Origin of the sequence: Hansschlegelia zhihuaiae (genome assembly GCF_004103825.1) — a bacterium.
Taxonomy (GTDB): Bacteria; Pseudomonadota; Alphaproteobacteria; order Rhizobiales; family Methylopilaceae; genus Methylopila; species Methylopila zhihuaiae.
Genome location: NZ_RYFI01000014.1, coordinates 48,636 through 70,620, shown reverse-complemented (window position 1 = coordinate 70,620; position 21,985 = coordinate 48,636). Strand labels below are relative to the sequence as shown.

Here is a 21,985-nt window from a genome sequence, read left to right as displayed (position 1 = left end):
CCTCGGTTACGGAACACGCTGCGCGCGCGGCGCAACGGGCTGCTGGTCGAGCGGCAGGTAGGGGACGACCCCCTGCCCGCCGGCCTTCGGATCGATGATCACCTTGTCGACGCCGCCGAACACCCGCTCCATCGTTTCGAGGAACAGCCGCTCGCGGGTGACGTCCGGCGCCTTCTTGTACTCGGCGACCACCTGGCTGAAGCGCGAGGCCTGGCCCTGCGCATCGGCGATCGACGTCGCCCTGACGCCTTCGGCGGCCTGGATCGTCTGGGTCGAGCGGCCGCGCGCCTCGGGGACGACGCGGTTGGCGTAGGCCTGCGCCTCGTTGGTCACGCGGATGCGGTCGGCCTGGGCGACCTGCACCTCGCGGAAGGCCGAGATGACGTCGCCGGGGGGCGCGATCTTCTGGAGCTGGACCTGGGCGATGTCGACGCCGGAATCGTAGGAGTCGAGCGTCTTCTGCATCAGCTCGCGGACCGCCGCCGCCGTGACGGCCGCGGACTGGACGTCCTCCTTGGGCTTGACCGGCTCGACCGGCGGCGCGCCCGGAACCGGCGGCGGAACGGCGACGTCGGTCTCGGGCGTCCCTTCGGTGAGGATCTGCTGGAGGCGCGAACGGCCCACAACCTCGCGCATCGCGCTCTCGGCGACGGCCTTGATGGTGCCTTCCGGGTTCTGGATCTTGAACAGGTAGTTCGCGGCGCCGCTCGGCTTTCCGGCGGCCGGGTCGGCCGGCTTGATCACCCACACGACCGAGAAGTTGACGTCGACGATGTTCTCGTCGCCGGTCAGCATCAGGCTTTCCTGCGGAACCTCGCGGGTCGCCACCGACCGCGGGCCGCCGGTCGTGGTGCGCATGCCGACCTCGATCGAGTTCTGCGTCGTGACCTTTGGCGTAAGCACGGTCTCGATCGGATAGGGCAGATGGTAGTTCAGGCCCGACTGCGTGGTCCGGACATATTCGCCGAAGCGCAGCACGATGCCTTCCTCGTCGGGCTCGACGCGGTAGAAGCCGGACAGCCCCCACGCGATGACCGCGACCGCGACCAGCGCGAGAACGCCGCGCGTCCCGCCGCCGCCGCCGGGAAGAATCGAGCCAAGCCGTTCCTGGGCGCGGCGGAGCATTTCATCAAGATCGGGAGGCTGGGGACCGCCGGACGGCTTCTGAGGACCCTGGCCCCACGGACCGCCGGGGTTGTTGCGCCACGGTCCGCCGCCGCCACCACTCTGGTTGCTCCAGGGCATTTCTTCTCCTCAGCCGCGCGCAGGCTGCGCACGAAAGCCGACGCCGGATTGCGGCGCCGCATATAGGCGAAGCCGAGACCGCCTTCAACGAGCCGGCTTCCCCCGCCTCGTGCTCGTGACGCGCCGCCGCCGGGCCGTCAACAGAGATCGGCCGCCGAGCCGATCACGTCCTCTTAAGCGCTGCGCACCCGGACGAGGTCGCGATAGGTGAAGGCGTGGTCGTCGCGCCCGCCGGCCGGGTGCTCCTCGCGAAAGGTCTCGCGCCAATGCGAGGGGTCGTATTCGGGGAAGAACACGTCGCCGTCGGGCTCGGCGTCGACCTCGGTCAGGCGCATGCGCGACGCGAGCGGCATGAACTGCGCATAGATCTCGCCGCCGCCCGCGCAGATGATCTCGTCCGCCGCCATCTCCTCGGCGATCGCCTCGGCGAGGCCGAGCGCGTCGGCGACGTCGTGGGCGACGTGCACGCCTGCCTCCTTGAAGTTCCGGTCGCGAGTCAGCACGACCGTCTCGCGACCCGGCAGCGGCCGGCCGATGGCGGCGTGGTTGCGGCGGCCGACGATCAGCGGCTTGCCGATCGTCACCTCCTTGAACCGCTTCAGGTCGCTCGAGAGCCGCCACGGCAGGCCGTTGTCGCGGCCGATGACGCCGTTCTTGGCGACGGCGACGACGAGGGTGATCGGAACCCTCACTCGATCGGCCGTCCGCGCAGACAGAGCGGCGTCCAGAGCGCCTGGACCGTGCGGGTCTCTCCCGAATCAAGCGTCTCGATCGCGGCGTCGCCGGAGTTGTAGCGGTACACGAAGCGCACGAGGGTCGGCTTGTCGCGGCCAATATAGATCGTCGCCTGGCCGCAGACGGCCTCGTCCTTGCCGTTGGTGCGGCGGCGGAAATTCTCGAAGCCGAAACGCGCCGGCTGGCCTGCGAAATGCGACTTGAGCTTGGCGCGCAGCGCCTGCTCGGTCTGGGCGAACACCGCGCCGGTGTTCTGCGCCTGAGCGGCGCTCGCCCCGAGCGCGATCCCGAGGGCCGCCAGGGCCCCGATCGTCATCAGCTTCATTCCGCGTCCTCGTCCCCTGCGCGCCGCCCAGCGCGCGCCGCCAATCCGCCCACGAGTCGCGCGAAAAGCGCGCTCCCATCCGTGCGATACACCGTCCGGCCGCCGCTCGCTACGGGATCGCGCCGCGCGTGGAATGCGGGACGATCGACGCGGCTGCGACGGCTTCCGCGCCTAGACTGCGATCGGCGCCTTTATGGCGGGATGCGGGTCATAGCCCTCGATCGCGAAATCCTCGAAGCGGAAGTCGAAGATCGAGCGGCTCCTGCCCGTCAGCTTCAGGGCCGGAAGCGGGCGCGGGTCCCGCGCGAGTTGCTCGCGGGCCTGGTCGAGATGGTTCACGTAGAGATGCGCGTCGCCGAGCGTGTGCACGAAGTCGCCGACGCCGAGACCCGCGTCGCGCGCCACGAGATGAGTCAGCAGCGCGTAGGACGCGATGTTGAACGGCACGCCGAGAAAGACGTCCGCCGAACGCTGGTAGAGCTGGCAGGACAACCGCCCCTCGGCGACGTGGAACTGGAACAGGCAGTGGCACGGTGCGAGCGCCATGTCGGGGATGTCGGCCGGGTTCCAGGCCGACACGACGAGTCGCCGCGAATCGGGGTTGCGCTTCAGTTCCGCCAGCACCTCGGCGAACTGGTCGATCACGCGGCCGTCGGGCGCCGCCCATGAGCGCCACTGTCGACCATAGACCGGGCCGAGATCGCCGCTCTCGTCCGCCCACTCGTCCCAGATCGTTACGCCGTTGTCCTGAAGATAGCGGACATTGGTGTCGCCCCTCAGGAACCAGATCAGTTCGTGGACGATCGACTTCAGGTGCAGCCGCTTGGTGGTGACGAGCGGAAACCCCTGCGTCAGGTCGAAGCGCATCTGCGCGCCGAACACCGAGAGCGTGCCGGTCCCGGTGCGGTCGCCCTTGGCGACGCCCTCGTCAAGGATGCGGCGGAGAAGGTCGAGATAAGGCTGCATGTCGGGTCTTCCGCGACCGGTCTTTGCGGACCATAGCGCCGCGGCGCCGCTCATGCGACCGACGGCCGCCAGGCTCCCACAGCTTCCGGCGACCTTCATATGGCGCGCCGTCGCGCTGCTCGCGAGCGGCGGCCTTGGGAGGCCGGCGCCGAAACGCCGGCCTTTTGGCTCAGGCCGCGCGGACGCCCGCGAGGAAGCCGTCGACCTCGAGGCCGAGCTGCGACGACTGCTCGGCGAGCGCGCCCGCCGCGAGCCTGACGCGCGAGGCGCCCATGCCGGACTGGTCGGCGGCCGCGCGGACCTCGACCATGTCCTGGCTGACGCGCTGGGTGCCGACCGCGACGCCGCTGACGTTGCGGGCGATCTCCTGGCTCGCCGCCTGCTGCTCCTCGACCACGACCGCGACGCTGGTCGCGATGTGGTGGACCTCGCCGATCGACGCGCCGATTCCGTCGATCGCCTCGACGGTCTCGCGCGTCGCGATCTGGATCGCGTTGATCTGCTCGGTGATCTCGGCGGTCGCCGCGCCCGTCTGGCCGGCGAGCTGCTTGACCTCGGCGGCCACGACCGCGAAGCCGCGGCCCGCCTCGCCGGCGCGCGCCGCCTCGATCGTGGCGTTGAGCGCGAGCAGGTTGGTCTGGGCCGCGATGTCGTGGATCAGCGAGACGAACTCGCCGATCTTGCCCGAGCCCTCGACCAGCAGCCGGACCCTCGCCTGCGCGCTCTCGACATTCTGGACCGCGTCGGAGGCAGCGCGGGCGGTGCGGGCGACCTGGGCGCCGATCTCGCCGGCGCTCACCGCGAATTCCTCGGCCGCGGCCGCAACGGCGTCGACATTCGCGGCCGTCTCGGTCGCGATCGACAGCAGCGCGCCGGACTGGGCGTTGGTCTGGTCGGCGTTGGCCGCGAGCGTCTGGGACGTCGATTCGAGCTCGCGGGCGGCCGCCGAGAGCTGCTGGACGAGGTCGCCCACGCTGCCCTCGAAGCTGCCGGCGAGCGCGTTCATCTCCGACCGGCGCATCTCGGCGCGCATGCGGTCGCTGTCTGCCTGCGCCACGCGCAGCTCATCGGCCTCCTGCATCGCGCCGGCGAAGACGCGCATGCTGCGCCAGAGGTCGCCGACCTCGTCCTTCGTGTCGCGTCCGGCTGAGAGGCGATAATCGCCGGACGCCAGCCGGCTGATGGCCGTCGTCACCTCGCGCAGAGGCTGCACGATCTGCCGGCGAGCGACAAACATGGCGGCGGCGAAGGCGACCAGGGTCCCGCCGACCGCGAGCGTCAGAAGAAGCGTCATGCGCTGCAAAAAGAGGGCTTCGGCGTGGTGGCTCACATCCTCGGCCTCCTTCTGGCTTCGCATGGTGAGCGCGTCGATGCTCGCCTGAAACGCCTTCCGGTTGGCGCGGTTGGCTTCGTTGTTGCCCTGCTCGTTCGCCGCCTGCGGCGAGACGTCCGCAGCGAGCCGCGCCGTCTCGCTGCGGAACGCCCGAAACTCCTGCGCGCCCTTGGCGAGTGTGTCGAACAACGGCTGATCGGCGTCCGGCACGATCGGCCGCCAACGCGTCAGCAGGTCGTCGATCTGCCCCAAGGAGGTCATGAGGCCGTCCCCAAACTTCTTGGCCTCGGTGGAGTCGCGAGACGCGTAGATACCGCGCGCGTCCATGACCACAGCGGTCACGAGACGGTTGAGCCGCTCGCTATAAAGCGCCCGCATCGAAGCGTTCTTCATCTCCTGGACGTCGTCGTTATAAGCGACGATGGTGGCCGCCGCCACGCCCGCGACAAGGAGCGCTACAGCCCCGAGAGCTCCGACAAGCGCGAGAATTTTCGAACCGATACGCAAGTGACGCCCCTTTGACGCGAAAGCATTGTCGCAGAATTTGAACGGGAAGAGTTGAGGCCCGATTAAGCACGTCGTTAGGGGCGAGCCTCTTTCGCAGAAGGCGCTTCGGCCCTATATGTTTTCCTGTCGGGGCGACCCGGCTATGGTGATAAACGGACGCCGCAATAAACCCTTCGGACCCGGGGGCAGCACCCGGCGCCTCCACCAAAATCCGCGATCGTTGGGCGGATTTCGGCGGGGGCGAAACAGGATCGACGGGGGCGTAAAGGGCGGACTTTCACCCGGTATTGTTCCGCCGTTATCGGGCTTTTCTATAGTTGCCAACGACAACTATGCTCCGGTTGCTCAGGCCGCGTGAGCGGTTTGAAAAACCAAACCTGAAGTCCTGATGGTGTAGCAGCTATCGGGCGGGGCCCGGAGGCGCCTGGCAACAGAAGCCTCCACTTCACTTCCCGATTCGACGCGAATGCGCGCGACTTTTGTCGCGCATCCGGCGCGACGCGCGCGACGTAGATTGAGCCGGACCCGGCGCAGCCGCCTCCCGAGGTCGACCGTGATCGCTCGACGCGCATTGCTCGCTCTCATCCTTTCGGCGCCCCTCGCCGCCGCCGCCTTCGCGGCCGAGCCCGCCAGGCCCTTCGATCGCGCGGCTTTCGAAGCCGCCGTCGCAGACGGCGGCCCCGTGCTGGTGCATGTCGACGCGCCGTGGTGTCCGATCTGCCGCATGCAGAGGCCGATCCTCGAAAAGCTCCGCGACCAGCCCCGCTTCCGCGAGATCACGGCCTTCGAGGTCGATTTCGACACCGACAAGGCGTCGGTGCGCGCGGTCGGCGCGCGGCTCCAGAGCACGCTGATCGTCTATCGCGGCGGCCGGGAGATCGCCCGCACCGTCGGCGACCGCGAGGAAGGCTGGATCGAGGAGCTGCTGGAGAAGGCGATCGCGAAATGACGACGCTTGCGACCGCCGGGCTCGCCTTCGCGGCCGGCGTCCTGTCGCTCCTGTCCCCTTGCGTGCTGCCGATCGCGCCGCTCGCCGTGGCGGGCGCCGCAAGCGAGCATCGGCTCGCGCCCGTCGCGCTCGCCGCCGGCGTGGCGTTCTCCTTCGTGACGGTCGGCCTGTTCGTCGCGACCGTCGGCTTCGCGATCGGGCTCGACGAGCGCGTGTTCCGCGCCTTCGCGGCCGTCATCATGATCGCGGCCGGCGTCGTCCTCGCCTCGCCCGCTGCTCAGGCCAGGTTCGCGCTTGCGGCCGCGCCGGCCGGCGATTGGGCGGCCGGGCGCCTCGAAAAGACTTCGCGCGCGGGCCTCGCCGGCCAGTTCGGCGTGGGCGCCCTGCTTGGCGCGGTCTGGACGCCCTGCGTCGGCCCGACGCTCGGCGCGGCTTCCGTGCTCGCCTCGCGGGGCGAGGACCTCGGCTCGGTCGCGCTCGTCATGGCCGCCTTCGGGATCGGGGCCGCGCTCCCGCTGCTGTTGATCGGGGTCCTGTCCCGCAAGGCGCTGCTGCGCTGGCGCGGCAGGCTCGCCGGCTTCGGTCGGATGGGCCGCCTCGCGCTCGGCGTCCTGCTGGTCGCGACCGGGATCGCGGTGCTGACGGGGCTCGACAAGGCGGCCGAGGCCGCTTTGGTCGAGGCGTCGCCGGACTGGCTGACGCGGCTCACCACCAGCCTCTGACGTTCGGCCGAACCGCATGTCGTCCGCATTGATTCGTCCAAGGGGCCTCGACACCGTCGCGACGCCGCGTCGCGACGAGCGGTCGCGATGTTTTCAACCCCGCGAATCCGCCTATGTACCGGGCATGACGACGACACCGCCGCCCGCGCCGCCGGCCGAGGATTTCATCCGCTACGATCTGCTGACGCAGAACGCGCTCAGGGGGGTCGTGCGGGAGGTGCTGGCGCGCATCGCCCGCGAGGGCGTGCCGGGCGAGCATCATTTCTACGTGTCGTTCCGCACCACCGACCCGGACGTCCGGCTGTCGCAACGGCTGAAGGAGCGCTACCCGGCCGAGATGACCATCGTGCTGCAGCACCAGTTCTGGGACCTCGAGGTCTCGGACGACGCCTTCGAGGTCGGGCTCTCCTTCGGCAACGTGCCGGAGAAGCTGGTGGTGCCGTTCCGCTCGATCACCGGCTTCTTCGATCCGTCGGTGCAGTTCGGGCTCAAGTTCGATCATCCGGACGCCGAGCCGATCGCGGAGGACGCGCCGCGCTTCGCCGAGAACGCTCCCGAACAGACCGAGCTTGAGATCGCCGGCGAAGACGCCGACGAGCCGGCGGTCGCTCCGGCTCCCGGCGGCGGCGCCGAGGTCGTGAGCCTCGACAAATTCCGGAAGAAGTAGCGCTTCGGGTGGACGGGAGGCGGTCGGCGTGACGCGGCCGCGGCGGCCATGATAGGGAGCCGTCGCCCGACCTCAGACGAGAGAGCGCCCGATGACGACCGCGACCCGCACCGAGACCGACAGCTTTGGTCCGCTCGAGGTTCCGTCGGACAAATATTGGGGCGCGCAGACCCAGCGCTCGCTGCAGAATTTCAAGATCGGCGGCGAGACGATGCCGAAGCCGCTCGTCCGCGCGCTCGGGATCATCAAGCGCTCGGCCGCGCTCGCCAATGAGGAGCTCGGCTCGCTGAAGCCCGAGCTCGCCAAGGCGATCGCCGAGGCCGCGCAGGAGGTCATCGACGGCGCCTTCGACGACCATTTCCCGCTGGTCGTCTGGCAGACCGGCTCCGGCACCCAGTCCAACATGAACGCCAACGAGGTCGTGTCGAACCGCGCGATCGAGATCCTCGGCGGCGAATTGGGATCGAAGAAGCCGGTCCACCCCAACGACCACGTCAATATGAGCCAGTCGTCCAACGACACCTTCCCGACCGCGATGCACATCGCGGCGGCGGAGGAGATCGAGAAGCGGCTGATTCCGCAGCTCAAGCATCTCGAGGACGCGCTTGAGGCGAAGTCGCAAGCCTTCGAGCACATCATCAAGATTGGCCGCACCCATACGCAGGACGCCACGCCGCTTACGCTCGGCCAGGAGTTTTCGGGCTATGTCGCGCAGGTCAGGCTCGGCGCCGAGCGCATCCGCGAGACGCTGAAGCACCTCTATCCGCTCGCCCAGGGCGGGACGGCGGTCGGCACCGGCATCAACGCCAAGGTCGGCTTCGCCGAGACATTCGCCGAGAAGGTCGCCGGGATCACCGGCCTGCCCTTCGTCACCGCCGAGAACAAGTTCGAGGCGCTCGCGGCGCACGACGCCTATGTCTACGCGCATGGCGCGCTGAACGCGCTCGCGACCGGCCTGTTCAAGATCGCCAACGACATCCGCCTGCTCGGCTCCGGTCCGCGCTCGGGCCTCGGCGAGCTGAAGCTGCCCGAGAACGAGCCCGGCTCGTCGATCATGCCCGGCAAGGTCAATCCGACCCAATGCGAGGCGCTGACCATGGTCTGCGTCCAAGTGTTCGGCAACAACGCCGCGATCACCTTCGGCGGCAGCCAGGGCCATTTCGAGCTCAACGTCTACAAGCCGCTGCTGGCCTACAACATGCTGCAGTCGATCCGCATCCTGGGCGACGCCGCGGTGTCGTTCGCGGACAATTGCGTCGTCGGCATCGAGGCGGACGAGAAGCGGATCGCCGACCTGATGAGCCGCTCCCTGATGCTCGTCACGGCGCTCGCGCCCACCATCGGCTATGACAACGCCACCAAGGTCGCGAAGACCGCCCACAAGAACGGCACGACGCTTCGCGAGGAGGCGGTCAAGCTGGGATTCGTGACGCCGGAAGATTTCGACCGGATCGTTCGGCCGGAAACAATGATACGTCCTGGTTGAACCGGCCGCTCGATTAACGCTGAGCGTATGGGGGTAATCCTATGGCGCTCGATTTCCACTCCCACCGCATGCTAGCTTTCAGCGATGGCCGAGATCGTCAATCTGAGGCTCGCGAGAAAACGACGCGATCGGTCTGCGGAAGAGGCCAGAGCGGCGCAAAATCGAGCGCAGTTCGGGACGAGCAAGGCGGTCAGAGACGCCGAACGGGCGAATCGCGCTGTGATCGAACGCCGACACGACAGTCATCGTCGCGAGAATGGGGGCGACGCGGAGTCATGAGCCAGACGTCGACGCCAATCGAGATGCCGCATCCGGCGGGGGAGACCACCGTCGTGGCGGTCCGGACCCAAGGGGCGGAGGGGGTCGTCGTGCAGGAACTGCTCACGGGCGAACAGCCCTCGCCTTCCCCCGAATACAATCCCGACATCGTCAAGCGCTCGGTCGTCGTGGCCGGCCACAAGACCAGCGTGAGCCTCGAGGACGCGTTCTGGCACGCGCTGAAGGACATCGCGCGCGAACGCTCGGTGTCCCTGCGCAGCCTCGTGGCCGAGATCGACGCCAACCGGCGCGGCGGGAACCTGTCCTCGGCGGTGCGCCTCCACGTGCTCGACCACTACCGCCGGCGCGCGGGCGCAGCGGCCGCCACCCAGCGCTGAGCGAGCCGCGGAGCCGCTCCGGCTTCGCCATCTGACGATCGCCCAAAAGCGGCCCAGCGGACGCGCGAGCCCGCGCGCCGCGCCTTGTCATGGACCCCCCACTATTCCGACCAGACCGAGCTCAGCTTCGAACCGGGCCGGACGGCGCATCGCTCAAAAGTGAGCTTCAAACGAGTTAGGATCGCGTTGGAAGCTCGTCACCGTCCCGGCGACCCTACCGCCGCGGGCGGAAGGATGGACTGCGGCAAGGTGAGCGCGTCCGGCTGGAGACCCGACCGCCCTCGCTCGGCCGGACGCCCGGCCTCGGGCCCGCCGAACACGCCCGCAGGCGGCGGCGCGCCACGCGCCGCTGGCGCCGCGGCCCCCGGCGGCGTGATGTCGAGGGCCGACGGCAGGCCCGGCGCGTTCGAGAAGGACGGAAGCGGCAGCGTGTCGACGAGGGCGCGGGCCTCCGCCTCGCGCTTCCTGCGTTCCATTTCGGCCTTGCGGCGCTCCTCCTCCAGCCGCCGCTTCTCCTCCTCGGCGCGCTTGCGGTCTTCCTCGGCGCGCAGCCTCGCGATTCGCGCGCGCTCGCGGATGTCCGCCTCCATGGCCTCGATCCGCCTGGTCTCGCGCTCGACGGCCCTGACCGACAGCCAGTTGGTGAAATCGGTCGCGTCGATCCTGCGGACCGGCCGCGCGAGCGGCCCGTCGAACGACAGGCCGATCTGCGGCGCGTCCGGCCGGTTGGGCTTGAGGGTGAGGTCGGCGTCGAGAGCGAGGCGGCGGAGATCCAGCGTGGCCGCGCCGCCCAGCGTCCCGACGGGGCTGTCGCTCGCGATCGCGCCGGTCCGCAGCACGCCGCCCGAGAGGGTGAAGGGCGCGACCGCGCGCGCGAGCTTGAGATGCGCGCCGTCGATGTCGCGCGTGAGCGCGTCCGCGATCTTTGGCGCCTCCAGCGGCAGCCCGGCCTCGACCCGAGGCTCCAGCCGCTCGATCGCGCCGACGTCGAGCCGCCGCAGCGAGCCGTCGGTCAGCGTCGCCGAGCCCGCGCCGGTGAGCGACCCGACCAGCCCGGCGAGCGAGCGTCCGGTCCCCTGCGCCTCCACTTTCAGGTCGAGAGCTCCGAGCAGCGGCGAGGCCTCGCGCGGCAGTCCGATCACCCGCTCGACGCGCGCGCCTTCGAGCAGCAGAGCGACGGAGGCCGTGGCGTCGTCGTTCGAGCGCGCGACATTGACCGACCCCGTCAGCCGACCGCCTTCGAGTTCGGCCGAGATCCCCTCGATCGCCACCGCGCCGCGCTTGAGCGCGATCGCGAAGCGCGCGTCGGTCGCGCTGCGCCCGCCGCCGAGCGGCGCCCTCGACGCCGTCACCGCGACGCGGCCGACCAGCCCCCGCGCCGGCGAGGGCCCGAACGCGGCGGACGGCCAGACCGACCGCCTGTCCTCGCCGCCGGAGAGCGCCTCAGGCGAGAAGGCAAGCGCCATGAAGGCGGCTAGAGGCAGTTCTTCGAGCGCGATCTCGCCCGCGATGGGTCGCTGGAGGTCGTAGGGCGCGGCGAGACGTCCGCGGATCGGACGTCCGGCGATCGCGCCCGACAGACCATCCAGCCGCACGCCCTCGGCGTCGAGCGCGGCGTTCGCCTTGAGATCGACGGGCAGGCTGAGGGTCGAGGTCGGGGCCAGCCGGCCGACGGCCGCAAGCAAAGGCGCGACGTCGCCGGATTTGAGCGCGGCTTCGCCCTCGGCCGACAGGCCCGCGACCGGGGCCAGCGCGACCTTGCCGCGGGCCGAAAGGTCGACGCCGAGCCCGGCGAACCGGCCCTCCCCCGTCATGCCGGCGGCCGGCGCGCCCGCGAGCTTCGCCCACAGCTCCCCGCCCCGCGCCTCGGCGACCGGGCTGAGGTCGAGCCCCGCGATCGCCGCAAGCCGGCGCCCGTCGGGCGAGGTGAGCCGGATCTCAAGCTCGGTCTCGGCCTCGAGCGACGGCGCGGCGACCGAGAGCCTCGCGTCGATCCGGCCGCCGGCCGCGTCGCCCCGCACGGCGAAGCGGCGGCCCTTGCCGTCGCTCTCGACCTCGACCGCGAGCTTGAGCGGCGCGAGCGCCGTCGAACGGGCCCGGAGCGCCGCAAGCACAGGCTCGGGCGCCCCGAAGGCGCGCGCGAGCGTCAGCAGAGGCGCGAGCCGCGGCGCCTGAACGTCGAAGCCGAGCCGGCCCTGCGCGCCTGAGGCGCCCTGCCCGATCGAGCCCGCGCCGGAGATCGCCGCGCCCGCGGCGTCCCGTATCGCGAGGCGCTTGAGGTCGATCCCGTCGCGCCCGAGCGAGCCGTCGATCGAGACGCCGCTCATCGAGACGCCCGAAAATGACAGCGCCCTGGCGTCGAGCGCGAGCAGGACGTCGGGGCCGCGGCCCGACAGAGCCTGGGCGAACAGCCGGTCGAGACCGAGCGCGTCGAGGTCGAGGCGATCGGATTCAAGCGCCGCCTCCACGCGCGCCCGCCCATCCGGCCGCTCCGCCGCGCGCCAGGACACGCGGCCGGTCGAGCGGGCCGCGTCGGTCGCGAGTTCGGCGTCCTCGATCGCGACCTCGTCCGGCCGCGCCGCGACATCGCCTCTCAGGGACAGCCGGCGCACCGGCGCCGGCGGCTGGATCTCGCCCCCCGCGAGCCAGCGCCTAAAACCTGCAAGGTCCGCGGTCTCGAACGAGACGGGTCCGAAGAATGCAGGATCGGCCCCGGCGAAGATGACGGCGCCCGAAATCGCGGTCTTGGTCTCGCCGGGAAGAACGGCCGAGGCCGAGCGGATGCGCCATCCGCCGTCCTGGGTCTCGATCTCGGCGCGGACGTCCTGAACGACGTCGCCTGCGAGCACGAGGCCTCGAAGGTCGATCGAAAGCCGGCCCTCGACGGGCGGGCGGGTCGCGGTTCCCAGCCGCGTGACGAGTGCCTCGATCACGCCCGCCGGCGATTTCGGCCGGTTCTCGCCGACCATCCGGTCGAGATCGACCTGGCGGCTCGCGAGCGAAAGCTCGACGCGAGGCGTGGCGCGCAACGTGACGGCCGCGGAGCCGCCTAGCCGCACGCCGCGGTCGTCCGGGCCGAAGGCGATGTCGAGATTGTCGAGCCTGAACGCCGCCGCGCCGCCCTTGACGTCGGCGGCGATCCGCCAGGGGACGGCCTCGTCGCCGGACGCGCTTCCGCCGCGCACGTTCCGCGCCTCGGGGCGCGCCAGCGCCGCCTTGCCGTCGAAGACGGGCTTGCCCGCGAGCGTTAGCGCGCCGTCAGCCTCGAAAGTCTCTGGGGCCACGTCGCTCTTGATCGCAAGCTTGATCCGCATGGCGCCCGAGGCGTCGGCGCGGCCCGTCGAAAGACGCGCCTCGACCCGACGGCCTCCCGGGCCGGCCGCGCCCTCGAACCGGAACGGCCCGGCGAGCGAGCCGGCCTCCGCGACCCCCGAGATGCGGTCGAGCGTCCACCGCCCCGACGGAGCCGTGACATGGACCAGGCCGTCGACGATCTCGGCGCGGTCGAAAGAGACACGCTCGGCCCCGCCCTTCGCTCCGGCGCTGGAGAACGCCGTCCGCACGCCGCCGTCCGCCGCCACTTCGACGCCGAGCCGCGGCCGCACCAGCTTGACGCGCTCGGCCTTGACCTCGCCGCGCAGGAGCGGCGCGAAGGCGAGCTCGATCTCGACCTCGTCGATCGAGGCGCGTGTCGCGCCGGTCCCGGCGGAGATCGCGCGGAAGCGCACATAGGGGCTCGGCAGCAGCCGCGCGTCGACCGCGCCCTTGACCTCGACGGGCGCGCCGACAAGCGCGCTCGCCTGCGCGGCGAAGTCGTCGCGATAGGCGGTCCAGTTGACGAACCAGGGGCCGATCAGCGCCGCGAGCAGCGCGAGCACCAAGGCGAGCCCGAGCCCGGTCAGCGTATTGTTCAAGGCGCTTCGCCCGACCGACCCCGGACATTGAGCGCGACAGTCACGCTGCGCTGCGGGAAACGCGGCGGCGGGGTCGTGATCCGCCGCGTTCCGAAGTCCTTGTTACACGCGACTCAAGCCCTCACGGAATCACGATTTTGCCGGGATTCATGATGTTTTGCGGGTCGAGCGCGCGCTTGATCGCGCGCATCGCCTCGACCGCTGCGGCGCCGTGCTCGGCCTCCAGATAGGCCATCTTGGCCTGGCCGACGCCGTGCTCGCCGGTCGTCGTGCCGCCGAGCCGCAGCGCCCGCTCGACCAGCCGCCCGACGAAACGCCGGCAGGCTGCGACCTCGGCCGGATCGTCGGTCCGCACCAGCGGCAGGCAATGGAAATTGCCATCTCCGACATGCCCGACGATCGGAGCCTGAAGGCCGGAGTCGGCGATGTCCGCCAGCGTCTCCTCGACGCAGTCGGCGAGCCGCGAGATCGGCACGCAGACGTCGGTCGGGACCGGCTTCGCGCCGGGCCTTAGCGCCCCTGCCGCCCACATCGCGTCGTGCCGCGCCTGCCAGAGGCGGCTGCGGTCCTCGGCGCGCGTCGCCCAGTCGAACGGCCCGCCGCCGACATCCGCGGCGATCTCGCCGAAGCGCTCGGACTGCTCGCGCACCGAGGCGTCGGAGCCGTGAAACTCGACGAACAGCGTCGGGACTTCCCGCAGCGAGAGCTTCGAATAGGCGTTGCAGGCCGCGACCTGGGCCGCGTCCAGAAGCTCGATGCGGGCGACCGGCAGGCCGCTCTGGATTGCCGCGATCGTCGCTTCGCAGGCCGCTCGCACGCTCGGAAAGGCGCAGATTCCGGCCGCGACCGCCTCGGGCTGACCGTGTAGCCGGAGCGTGACCTCGGTGACGATCCCGAGCGTGCCTTCCGAGCCCGCGATCAGCCGCGTCAGGTCGTAGCCCGCCGAGGACTTTCGCGCGCGGCCGCCGGTCCTCGCGATCTCGCCGGAGGCCAGCACGACGGTGAGGCCAAGCACGGCGTCCTTCATCGTGCCATAGCGCACCGCGTTGGTGCCTGAGGCGCGGGTCGCCACCATGCCGCCGATCGAGGCGTCGGCCCCGGGATCGATCGGGAAGAACAGCCCGGTGTCGCGCAGATGCGCGTTCAGCGCCTTGCGGGTCACGCCGGGCTGAACAATAGCGTCGAGGTCTTCGACGTTCACCGCCACGATGTCCGTCATCTGTTCGGTCGAGACGCACACCCCGCCGAACGGCGCGTTGACGTGCCCCTCGAATGACGATCCGGCCCCGAACGGGATCACGGGCGCGCCGTGGAGGGCGCAGAGCCGCACGATCTCGGACACCTCCTCGGTCGTCTCGGGAAAAACCACAGCGTCGGGCGGCTGCCGGTCGAGCCATGTCAGCGTGCTCGAATGTTGCTCCCGCGCCGCCGCAGACGTCGTGAACCGGTCCCCGAACCGGGCTGACAAGCTCGCCAGGACGGCGTCGAGCGCGTCGGCCGGAGGCTTCGCGGCTCGGGCGGTTGCGACGGCTTGCATGTTCGGGCCAGAACCTCGCGACATTCGAAGCCTCGGCGATCCGGAAAATCCCGGCCCGCCGTACCAACTCTAGCATCTCCGCCTGCGGAAGTGGCGAGCTTCAACCGAAACGGAGCCCCGGATTGTCAGACGCGCCCTTTCTCTCGCCGCCCCTCGAGATCGAGCGCCGGTTCATCGACCACAATGGCCACGTCAACATGGCCTATCACCTCGTGCTCGCCGACACGGCCCTTGATCTCGCCTTCTGCGAGATCAAGGGCGAGGACTACGTCGCCCGGCGCGGCATGACCACTTTCGCGGCCGAGATGCATGTCCGCTATCTCCGCGAGATGAGCGCGCATGACGAGATCCGTGGCCGCGTCCGCTGGATCGCAGCCGACGAGAAGCGCGCCCACTGGGCCGTCGAGTTGGTCCGCGGGTCGGACGGCGCGGTGGTGACCACCGTCGAAGGCGTGTCGCTGTCGGTCTCCGTCGAGACAAGGCGCGTCGCGCCCTATCCCGAAGACATTGCTGGGCGGCTCGCGGCCGCGGCCCGGGCCGACGAAGCTGGCGCCCGCGACCTCGGCTGGCTCGGACGCCGGGTGACGATGATGGGACGCTGAGCGGACGCGAAAACGCCCCGCGCTTTCGCACAGGGCGTCTCCAGTTCTCAGATCAATGGATCGGCGCTATGCGCCCGTCACTCGACGACTTCGACGACCTCCCGGTCGCTGTTGACGATGTAACGACGCTTGTTCACGACCGTGTAGCTGTAGTCGCTGTCCGGCACGCTGTAGACCTCGACATCCTGCGGAAGCCGTTTGCCCACGGTGACGTCGCCGCTGTAGACGACCGACGGACGCTCCTGCTCAGTGACGTAGGTCCGCACGCGCCGGTCCGGGGTCGAAGCCGCGCCCACGACGCCGCCGACGCCCGCGCCCACGGCCGCGCCGACCGGACCGCCCACTACGGCGCCGGTCGCTGCGCCCGTAGCGGCGCCCGCGGCGGCCCCGCCGGCGGCGCGGTCGCCCGCAAAGGCTGCGGTCGGGGCGGCGATGGCGATGGCGAGAGCGATTGCGGTCATGCTGGAACGCATGGTGAAGTCCTCCAGTGATCCGCCCGACCTAGAAACGGCCGACCGCGAGGAACGTTCCCGTGAAATGACGTAACCGGCTGTTACTCCTCCCGTCGCCTGAGATTTCAAGCGAATCTTCCACCAAGAATTTTGTGCGGCGCCCAAGAGTGGTTTGCCAGACGGGCCGAAAGTTCTTCAGAGCTCCAACCTCCCGCGGGGTCCTAATCTCGTGGACCGGGGCCGCTTTGCGGCCGTTTGAAGGCAGGCCGCCTGAATGCGGCGCGGGCGAATGATCGCGAGCCGACCAGCGGCCGTACCGACCCGCGGCCTCGCAATCGCGGGCTCCAGGCGCCATTTTGCGAGGAACGACGACGCGCGAATCGGCGTGTCTTCCCAACGCTGTCATTGGAGCGTCCAAGCCTTTGTCCGACGCCGATCCGCGCTCGACCTCCCCTGTCCCCGGCGGCATCGCCGCGCGAGCGGTGGCGGGATTGCGCGCGCAGGGGCCGAACTACCTCTCCGGGCTCAATCCGGAGCAGCGCGAGGCGGTCGAGACGCTCGACGGGCCGCTTCTGGTGCTCGCCGGCGCCGGCACCGGCAAGACCCGCGTGCTCACCACGCGGATCGCCCACATCCTGGCGCTCGGGCGCGCGCGGCCGTTCGAGATCCTCGCCGTCACCTTCACCAACAAGGCGGCGCGCGAGATGCGCGAGCGGGTCGGCCAATTGCTCGGCCACGCAGCCGAGGGCATGGAATGGCTCGGCACGTTCCACTCGATCGGCGCGCGCATGCTGCGCCGCCACGCCGAGCTTGCGGGCCTCAAGCCAAGCTTCACCATTCTCGACACGGACGACCAGATCCGCCTGATCAAACAGGCGCTCGCCGCCGAGAACATCGACGACAAGCGCTGGCCCGCGCGCCAGCTCGCTTTCGCGATCGACGGCTGGAAAAATCGGGCGCTGTCCCCGAAGGACGTGCCGGCGGGCGAAGCGCAAGCCTACGCCAATGGCCGCGGAGCCGAGCTCTACACGCTCTACCAGACCCGGCTGAAGCAGCTGAACGCGGTCGATTTCGGCGACCTGCTGCTGGAGCCGATCCAGATCTTCCGCGAGAATCCGGACGTGCTCGCCCAGTATCACCGGCGCTTCCGCTACATGCTGGTGGACGAGTACCAGGACACCAATGTCGCGCAGTATCTCTGGCTGCGCCTGCTGGCGCAGGGCTCGAAGAACCTCGCCTGCGTGGGCGACGACGACCAGTCGATCTATGGCTGGCGCGGCGCCGAGGTCGAGAACATCCTGAAGTTCGACCGGGATTTCCCGGGCGCCAAGGTGGTGCGGCTCGAGCGCAACTACCGCTCGACCGGCCACATCCTCAACGCCGCGTCCTTCCTGATCGCGAAGAACGAAGGACGGCTCGGCAAGACGCTCCGCCCCCAGACCGAGCTCGGCGAGAAGGTGACGGTCGCGGGGAGCTGGGATTCGGGCGAGGAGGCGCGCGCGATCGGCGACGAGATCGAGGCGCTACAGTCCAGGGGCCATCGGCTCGACGACATGGCGATCCTGGTCCGCGCCTCGTTCCAGATGCGCGAGTTCGAGGAGCGCTTCATCACGCTCGGCCTGCCCTACAGGGTGGTGGGAGGTCCGCGTTTCTACGAACGCGCCGAAATCCGCGACGCCATGGCTTACCTGCGCGTCGTCGCGAGCCCGGCGGACGCGCTCGCCTTCGAGCGCATCGTCAATGTGCCCAAGCGGGGCTTGGGCGACGCGACCGTGAAGCAGATCATCGAACGCGCGCGGGCCGACGAAGTCACGCTGCCGGAGGCGTCGCGCCGCCTCGTCGCCGAGGGCGCGCTCGCCGCCAAGGCCCGGAGCGCGCTGAAGGACCTGGTGCTGTCCTTCGACCGCTGGTCGGCCGAGATGGATCGCATCCCGCATGTCGAACTCGCCGAGAAGGTGCTCGAGGAGTCGGGCTACACCGACATGTGGTCGAAGGACCGCACCGCGGAGGCGCAGGGGCGGCTCGAGAACCTGAAGGAGCTCGTGCGCTCCATGGAGCCGTTCGAGAACCTGCGCGGCTTCCTGGAGCACGTCTCGCTGGTCATGGACGTCGACGGCGCGCGTGGCGAGGACGCCGTCACGGTCATGACGCTGCACGCCGCCAAGGGGCTCGAATTCGACACGGTCTTTCTTCCCGGATGGGAAGAAGGCCTATTTCCGCACCAGCGCTCGCTCGACGAGAACGGCCGCGCCGGGCTGGAGGAGGAGCGGCGGCTCGCTTATGTGGGCGTCACCCGCGCCAGGCGCCGCGCCAAGATCTGGTTCGCGTCGAACCGGCGCGTGCACGGCATGTGGCAGTCCTCGATCCCGTCGCGCTTCCTCGACGAGCTGCCCGAGGCCGACGTCGAGGTGCTGGAGGCGCCCGTGACCTTCGGCGCCGGACACATGGGCGGGTCCTACGGCCCGAGCCGCTTCGACCGCGCCGAGCCCTTCGCCTCGACCTATTCGACGCCCGGCTGGAAGCGCGCGCAGGAGCGCGGCTTCGACCGCGGCGCGACGCCCTCCCCGGGCCCCGGCGCGCGGCGCTCCGGCCCGATGACGATCGAAGGCGAGCTCGTCGCCTCCTCGACCGCGAAGGCCGCCGGCTTCGCCGAGGGCGCGCGCGTGTTCCACCAGAAGTTCGGGACCGGGACGGTGGTCGAGGTCGAGGGCAACAAGCTCACCGTCGCCTTCGATCGCGCCGGCCAGAAGCGCGTGCTGGACGGCTTCGTGAAGGCGGCGTGAGGAGCGCGGCCGCCATGTCCCGGCCTTGAGCCGGGACCCATTTGTCTCGACGGTCCATCGTCTGACCTGAACCGCGCCGTTCCGTTTGGCGGCGTCTGCGGTTATGGGTCCCGGCTCAAGGCCGGGACATGAGGGTCGTGGCTCCGCGCACATCCGGGAACCACCGATGACCCAGTCCCCCGTCATTCGCCTCGACCTTGACGAGGCCACCGCCAAGCGCGTCGCGGACGTGCTGGAGGAGGCGTTCCCCTTCGGCGAGGCGTCGATCTCGGCCTTCGAGACCGGGCCGGACGCCTGGCGGGTGGAGGTCTACGGCGGACCGGACATGGACGCTGGCGAACTCGCCGCCGCCATGCGCGACGCGCTCGGCCCGGAAAGCGCGGGCTTGAGGCTCGAGCCCGGCGTGATCGACGAGCGCGACTGGGTGGCGAAAAGCCTCGAGGGCCTGAAGCCGGTGCGCGCCGGCCGCTTCGTCGTACATGGCGCGCACGACCGGAGCGCGGTCGCGCCCAACGCTATCGGGATCGAAATCGAGGCCGCGCTTGCCTTCGGCACGGGCCATCACGGCACCACGCGCGGCTGTCTGCTGGCCATCGACCGGCTGCTGAAGCTCCGCCGCTTCGCGAAACCTCTCGATCTCGGGACCGGGACCGGCGTGCTGGCCATCGCGCTCGCGCTCGCCCAGAAGACCCCCGTGCTCGCCACCGACATCGACCCGGTCTCGGTCCGCATCGCCGCCGAGAACGCGCGGGCGAACGGGGCCGGCCCGCTGGTGCGCTCGGTCCATGCCGGGGGCTTCGGCCACCCGGTGTTCGGCGAGCAGGGACCGTTCGATCTGATCGTGGCCAACATCCTGGCGCGGCCGCTCGTGAAGCTTTCGACCGGCGTCGCGCAGCGGCTCTCAGCCGATGGCGCGGTGGTGCTGTCGGGCCTGATGACCATCGAGGAGCGCATGGTCCGCGCCGCCTATGCGGCGCGCGGGCTGAACGTCGTCGCGGCGACGCGGCTCGAGGGGTGGTCGACGCTGGTGCTGACGCGCTAAAGCTGCAGTTCCGCATAGACCGACTGCGTGCTTCGAGACGCCGTCCTGACGGACGGCTCCTCAGCATGAGGAGCGCAGCGGACGGCGTCCTCCACCTTCCTCATGCTGAGGAGGCTTTCGGAGAAAGCCGTCTCGAAGCACGCAGCACGTCGCCCCGAGACGGATCTGAGATGTTCGAAGCCCGCTTCCAGTCCTTCGACGAGACAGCCGATCCCTCGCAGGGCGCGCCGCGTCTCGCCGCCTTGCGCGCGGCCCTGAGAGCGCAAGGTCTGGACGGCTTCCTGCTGCCGCGGGCGGACGAGCACCAGAACGAATATCTGCCGCCCTCCGCCGAAAGGCTCGCCTGGCTCACCGGATTCACCGGCTCCTTCGGCTTCGTGATCGCGCTCGCCGACGAGGCGGCGCTGTTCGTCGACGGGCGCTACACCGTGCAGGCGAAGTCCCAGGTCGACCTTTCGGCGTTCACGCCGGTCAACGTCGCCGACTGTTCCCCGTCCGACTGGCTGAAGGACCACGCAAAGCCCAGCCAACGCATCGGCTACGATCCGGCGCTGCACACGCTCGACGGTTTCGAGCGCTTCGAGAAGGCAGCCAAGACGGCGGGCGTCGAACTCGTGGCGCTCGACCGCAACCCCGTCGACGCGCTCTGGACCGATCGCCCGGCTCCCCCCCTCGCCCCCGTGGTGCTGCATGACGAGGCGCTTGCGGGCGAAAGCGCCGCGTCCAAGATCACGCGCGTCCAGGCCGAGCTGAAGAAGACGAAGGCCGACGCGCTGCTGGTCACCGACGCGCATTGCCTTGCCTGGACGTTCAACATAAGGGGCGGCGACGTGGCCCACACGCCGCTGCCGCTCGGCTTCGCGATCGTCCCCGCCGAAAGCCGCCCGACGGTCTTCGTCGACGGACGCAAGCTCTCCAACGCCGCGCGCGACGCGCTCTCGTCGGTCGCCGACGTCGCCGAGCCGCGCGACCTCGACGCGGGGCTCGAGGCGCTCGGGCTGCGCGCCGCGACGGTCAGGATCGACGCGGCGGGCGCGGCCGTGGCCTTTGCGCGGACGCTCGAGGCCGGAGGCGCGAAGCTTCAGCGCGGGGCGGACCCGATCGCGAAGCTGAAGGCCGTCAAGAACCCAACGGAGCTCGCCGGCGCCCGCGCCGCCCATCTCAGGGATGCGGTCGCGCTGGCGCGCTTCCTGTGTTGGCTGGATCGCGAGGCTCCGACCGGCGCGGTCGACGAGATCGGGGCCGCCGAGGCGCTCGAGACCTTCCGGCGCGAGACGGGCAAGCTGAAGGAGATCTCGTTCGATACGATCTCGGCCGCCGGGCCGAACGCCGCGCTGCCGCATTACCGCGCCACCCACACGACCAACCGGCGCCTGGAGCCCGGTCTGTTCCTGATCGATTCCGGCGCGCAGTACGAGGACGGCACCACCGACGTGACCCGCACGGTCGTCGTCGGCGAGGCGACGGCCGAGATGAAGGACCGCTTCACCCGCGTCCTGAAGGGTCACATCGCGATCTCGACCGCTGTGTTCCCGAAGGGCGTCTCGGGCGCGCAGCTCGACGGCTTCGCGCGACGGCCGCTGTGGGATGCGGGCGCCGATTTCGACCACGGCACCGGGCACGGCGTCGGCTCCTATCTGTCGGTCCATGAAGGGCCGCAGCGCATCTCCAAGCTCGGGACCACGACGCTCGAGGTCGGCATGATCCTGTCCAACGAGCCCGGCTACTATCGCGAGGGCCAGTTCGGCGTCCGCATAGAGAACCTCATCGCGGTCGAGTTGCGGGCTATCCTGGGCGCCGAGCGCGAGATGCGCGGCTTCGAGGTGCTGACGCTGGCCCCCATCGACCGCCGGGCGATCGAGCCCGGCATGCTGACGGCCGAGGAGCGGGCCTGGCTCGACGCCTATCACGCCCGCGTCGCGGGCGAGGTCTCGCCCCTGGTCGACAACGAAACCCGCGCCTGGCTCGAAGCGGCCTGCGCACCGCTGTGACGGACGTCGCCATGCCCCGTTCCCAGATTTTCCTGATCGTCGTCGCCGGGCTCTATGGCGCGCTCGGCGTCGC

General features: G+C 70.2%; 18 protein-coding genes and 1 other RNA gene. 11 read left to right on the top strand and 8 right to left on the bottom strand.

Features of this window, described 5'->3' with window-relative positions; genetic code table 11:
* Nucleotides 1–6 precede the first annotated feature (6 nt).
* From hflK to EK403_RS14635, 5 genes are all read right to left on the bottom strand, one after another.
* Nucleotides 7–1,245, bottom strand: a complete 1,239-nt coding sequence (hflK, locus tag EK403_RS14660) for a protease modulator HflK (RefSeq protein ID WP_128778219.1) — start codon at nt 1,243–1,245, stop codon at nt 7–9.
* Between the two features lie 173 nt (nt 1,246–1,418).
* On the bottom strand, nt 1,419–1,937 hold the full coding sequence (locus EK403_RS14655; RefSeq protein WP_128778218.1) for a dihydrofolate reductase: 519 nt from the start codon (nt 1,935–1,937) through the stop codon (nt 1,419–1,421).
* The gene (locus tag EK403_RS14650) at nt 1,934–2,305 is read right to left on the bottom strand and encodes a hypothetical protein (protein WP_128778217.1); all 372 of its coding nucleotides are present in this window, start codon (nt 2,303–2,305) and stop codon (nt 1,934–1,936) included. Before EK403_RS14650 ends, EK403_RS14655 begins: the two co-directional genes overlap by 4 nt.
* A gap of 171 nt (nt 2,306–2,476) precedes the next feature.
* Nucleotides 2,477–3,271: a thymidylate synthase gene (locus EK403_RS14640; protein WP_128778216.1), complete on the bottom strand. Its 795-nt coding sequence runs from the start codon at nt 3,269–3,271 to the stop codon at nt 2,477–2,479.
* 169 nt (nt 3,272–3,440) lie between these two features.
* Nucleotides 3,441–5,111, bottom strand: a complete 1,671-nt coding sequence (locus EK403_RS14635; RefSeq protein ID WP_128778215.1) for a methyl-accepting chemotaxis protein — start codon at nt 5,109–5,111, stop codon at nt 3,441–3,443.
* Nucleotides 5,112–5,196: 85 nt separating this feature from the next.
* On the opposite strand from EK403_RS14635, the gene ssrA reads away from it, so the two are divergent.
* The 7 genes from ssrA (at nt 5,197) to EK403_RS14600 (ending at nt 9,591) form a co-directional block, all read left to right on the top strand.
* Nucleotides 5,197–5,556, top strand: a transfer-messenger RNA (tmRNA) gene (gene ssrA / locus EK403_RS14630).
* A 108-nt stretch (nt 5,557–5,664) separates the two neighbouring features.
* Entirely contained in the window at nt 5,665–6,060 is a 396-nt protein-coding gene (locus tag EK403_RS14625; RefSeq protein ID WP_128778214.1) for a thioredoxin family protein, read from the top strand.
* Entirely contained in the window at nt 6,057–6,782 is a 726-nt protein-coding gene (locus EK403_RS14620) for a cytochrome c biogenesis CcdA family protein (RefSeq protein WP_128778213.1), read from the top strand. The genes EK403_RS14625 and EK403_RS14620 overlap by 4 nt, the downstream gene beginning before the upstream one ends.
* A gap of 124 nt (nt 6,783–6,906) precedes the next feature.
* The gene (locus EK403_RS14615; protein ID WP_128778212.1) at nt 6,907–7,449 is read left to right on the top strand and encodes an SspB family protein; all 543 of its coding nucleotides are present in this window, start codon (nt 6,907–6,909) and stop codon (nt 7,447–7,449) included.
* Between the two features lie 91 nt (nt 7,450–7,540).
* Nucleotides 7,541–8,935 (top strand): class II fumarate hydratase, encoded by a 1,395-nt coding sequence (gene fumC, locus EK403_RS14610; protein WP_128778211.1) that lies wholly within the window; start codon nt 7,541–7,543, stop codon nt 8,933–8,935.
* An 84-nt stretch (nt 8,936–9,019) separates the two neighbouring features.
* Nucleotides 9,020–9,214: a DUF4169 family protein gene (locus EK403_RS14605; RefSeq protein WP_128778210.1), complete on the top strand. Its 195-nt coding sequence runs from the start codon at nt 9,020–9,022 to the stop codon at nt 9,212–9,214.
* A gap of 146 nt (nt 9,215–9,360) precedes the next feature.
* The gene (locus tag EK403_RS14600) at nt 9,361–9,591 is read left to right on the top strand and encodes a ribbon-helix-helix domain-containing protein (protein WP_245479717.1); all 231 of its coding nucleotides are present in this window, start codon (nt 9,361–9,363) and stop codon (nt 9,589–9,591) included.
* A gap of 197 nt (nt 9,592–9,788) precedes the next feature.
* Here EK403_RS14600 and EK403_RS14595 read toward each other — a convergent pair whose 3' ends face one another.
* Complete coding sequence (locus EK403_RS14595; protein ID WP_128778209.1) at nt 9,789–13,505, bottom strand: AsmA family protein; 3,717 nt, start codon at nt 13,503–13,505, stop codon at nt 9,789–9,791.
* A gap of 121 nt (nt 13,506–13,626) precedes the next feature.
* Nucleotides 13,627–15,042: an FAD-binding oxidoreductase gene (locus EK403_RS14590; protein ID WP_128778208.1), complete on the bottom strand. Its 1,416-nt coding sequence runs from the start codon at nt 15,040–15,042 to the stop codon at nt 13,627–13,629.
* Nucleotides 15,043–15,164: 122 nt separating this feature from the next.
* On the opposite strand from EK403_RS14590, the gene EK403_RS14585 reads away from it, so the two are divergent.
* The gene (locus EK403_RS14585) at nt 15,165–15,644 is read left to right on the top strand and encodes a thioesterase family protein (RefSeq protein WP_128778207.1); all 480 of its coding nucleotides are present in this window, start codon (nt 15,165–15,167) and stop codon (nt 15,642–15,644) included.
* Nucleotides 15,645–15,721: 77 nt separating this feature from the next.
* Here EK403_RS14585 and EK403_RS14580 read toward each other — a convergent pair whose 3' ends face one another.
* Nucleotides 15,722–16,117, bottom strand: coding sequence for a DUF1236 domain-containing protein (locus tag EK403_RS14580; RefSeq protein WP_206659553.1), 396 nt, complete (start codon nt 16,115–16,117; stop codon nt 15,722–15,724).
* Between the two features lie 401 nt (nt 16,118–16,518).
* On the opposite strand from EK403_RS14580, the gene EK403_RS14575 reads away from it, so the two are divergent.
* The 3 genes from EK403_RS14575 (at nt 16,519) to EK403_RS14565 (ending at nt 21,912) form a co-directional block, all read left to right on the top strand.
* Nucleotides 16,519–18,879, top strand: coding sequence for an ATP-dependent helicase (locus EK403_RS14575; RefSeq protein WP_245479714.1), 2,361 nt, complete (start codon nt 16,519–16,521; stop codon nt 18,877–18,879).
* A 166-nt stretch (nt 18,880–19,045) separates the two neighbouring features.
* Nucleotides 19,046–19,921 carry a 50S ribosomal protein L11 methyltransferase gene (locus tag EK403_RS14570; RefSeq protein ID WP_128778206.1) on the top strand — a complete coding sequence of 292 codons (876 nt, stop codon included), beginning with the start codon at nt 19,046–19,048 and terminating at the stop codon, nt 19,919–19,921.
* Between the two features lie 170 nt (nt 19,922–20,091).
* The gene (locus EK403_RS14565; protein ID WP_128778205.1) at nt 20,092–21,912 is read left to right on the top strand and encodes an aminopeptidase P family protein; all 1,821 of its coding nucleotides are present in this window, start codon (nt 20,092–20,094) and stop codon (nt 21,910–21,912) included.
* Nucleotides 21,913–21,985 lie beyond the last annotated feature (73 nt).